This window comes from Mesorhizobium sp. M7D.F.Ca.US.004.03.1.1 (assembly GCF_003998635.1).
In the GTDB taxonomy this organism is placed as follows: domain Bacteria; phylum Pseudomonadota; class Alphaproteobacteria; order Rhizobiales; family Rhizobiaceae; genus Mesorhizobium; species Mesorhizobium loti.
The window spans coordinates 1-1975 of record NZ_RZQG01001030.1 but is presented as its reverse complement, the minus strand read 5'-3'; the positions used below and the strand labels follow the sequence as shown (position 1 = coordinate 1975).

Below are 1975 nucleotides of genomic sequence, written 5' to 3'. Positions count from 1 at the left end.
CTGTCGGGATTATCGTCCCAGGCCAGCACGTCCGCCCCACCCTCGATCAGCGCGCGCGCCGTCGCGATCCCCGAGCCACCGAGCCCGAAGAGCGAAACGTGCTTGCCTGAAAAGGATGCGGCGGGGATCAAAGGGCTTCCTATCTCAGCTTGAGGGTCGACAGGCCAACCAGCGCCAGGATGACGGCGATGATCCAGAAGCGGATCACCACCTGGCTTTCGGTCCAGCCGAGCTTTTCGAAATGATGGTGGATCGGCGCCATCAGGAACACCCGCTTGCCGGTCATCTTGAAATAGCCGACCTGGATGATGACGGACAGGATTTCCACGACAAACAATCCGCCGACGATGACCAGCACGATCTCATGCTTGGTGGCGACCGCGACCGTGCCGATCAGGCCGCCCATGGCCAGCGAGCCGGTGTCGCCCATGAAGATCGCCGCCGGCGGCGCGTTGAACCAGAGGAAGCCGAGGCCGGCGCCGATGACCGAGCCAAGCACGACCGCCAGTTCGCCGGTGCCGGGCACGAAATGGATCTGCAGATATTCGGCGAAGACGGCGTTGCCGGAGAGATAGGCGATGACGCCGAAGGAGGCCGCCGCGATCATGATCGGCACGATCGCCAGCCCGTCCAGGCCGTCGGTCAGGTTCACCGCATTGCCGGCGCCGACGATGACGAAGCAGGAGAACGGAATGAAGAACCAGCCGAGATTGACGATGAACTCCTTGGCGAAGGGGAATGTCAGCGACGACGAGAACGGCGCCTGGCCATTGTGCATGATCGCCCAGGCGGCGATGCCGGCGATGACGAATTCAAGCGCCAGCCGCGCCTTGCCGGAAAAGCCGAGATGCGACTGCTTGGTCACCTTGAGATAGTCGTCGTAGAAGCCGATCGAGCCGAAGCCCAGCGTCACCAGCAGCACCACCCAGACATAGATGCTCGACAGGTTCGCCCACAAAAGCGACGAGCCGATGATGCCCGACAGGATCATCAGACCGCCCATGGTCGGCGTGCCGGCCTTCTTGAAATGTGTCTGCGGTCCATCGGCGCGGATCGGCTGACCCTTGCCTTGCCGCAGCCGCAGCGAATTGATGATGGTCGGCCCGAAAATGAAGACGATCAGCGCCGACGTGATCAGCGCCCCGCCGGTGCGGAAGGTGATGTAGCGGAAGACATTGAAGACCGAGACCTTGTCCGCAAAATCGACGAGCAGTGTAAACATGCGCTTTTCGTCCCCCGACCTAGGTCTGTTTTCTGGTTGTCGATTCAGCAGGGAATTTGCCCAGCAGCGCATCGACCAGTTTTGCAAAACCGATGCCCTTCGACGATTTGATCATCACCACATCGCCCGGCTTCAGCGCGGCAAGCAGCACCGGCTTCAGCTCCTCGACACCGGCGCGGTATTCCGTCTTGATCTCGGCCGGCAGTATCTCGGCCAGCGCCCGCATCTCCGGGCCGCCGAGAAAGACGGTCTGTGTCCCGGTGCCGACGATGAGCTCGGCAAGGGCAGCATGCAGCTTGGCCGAGTGGTCGCCGAGCTCGAGCATATCGCCGAGCACCGCGATGCGACGACCCTCGCCCGTCACCGGCGTCGCGTTGAGCAATGCCATCGCAGCGGCCATCGATGCCGGATTGGCGTTGTAGCTCTCGTCGATCAGCGTGATCGGCCCGCCGGGGTCGCTCGAAGTCGGGCCACCGGGGTGGCGCAGGACATGGCGCTTGCCGCGCCCGCGTTCGGCCGAAAGATCGGCCAGCGCGAGTGCCACCTTGTCGAGATCTGCGCCGACCAGATGCGCCGCACCCAGCACCGCCAGCACGTTCTGCACCATATGGCGGCCGGGTGCGCCGATCCGCGCCGTCACCTCGTGGCCGCTGATCCTGGCGGTGATGTCGGAATGATCCGCATGCAATTCGCATTTGACGAGCTTGAAGGTCGAGCGCGCATTCTCGCCGAAGCCGTAGACGTGCTCGACAC

At 63.3% G+C, this 1975-nt stretch carries 2 protein-coding genes; both read right to left on the bottom strand.

Features of this window, described 5'->3' with window-relative positions:
- Positions 1-139: 139 nt before the first annotated feature.
- Positions 140-1222: a phospho-N-acetylmuramoyl-pentapeptide-transferase gene (mraY, locus tag EN935_RS33435; RefSeq protein WP_109668258.1), complete on the bottom strand. Its 1083-nt coding sequence runs from the start codon at positions 1220-1222 to the stop codon at positions 140-142.
- Positions 1223-1241: 19 nt separating this feature from the next.
- The coding region (locus EN935_RS33430) for a cyanophycin synthetase (protein ID WP_281040385.1) at positions 1242-1975 on the bottom strand (734 nt) is incomplete at its 5' end.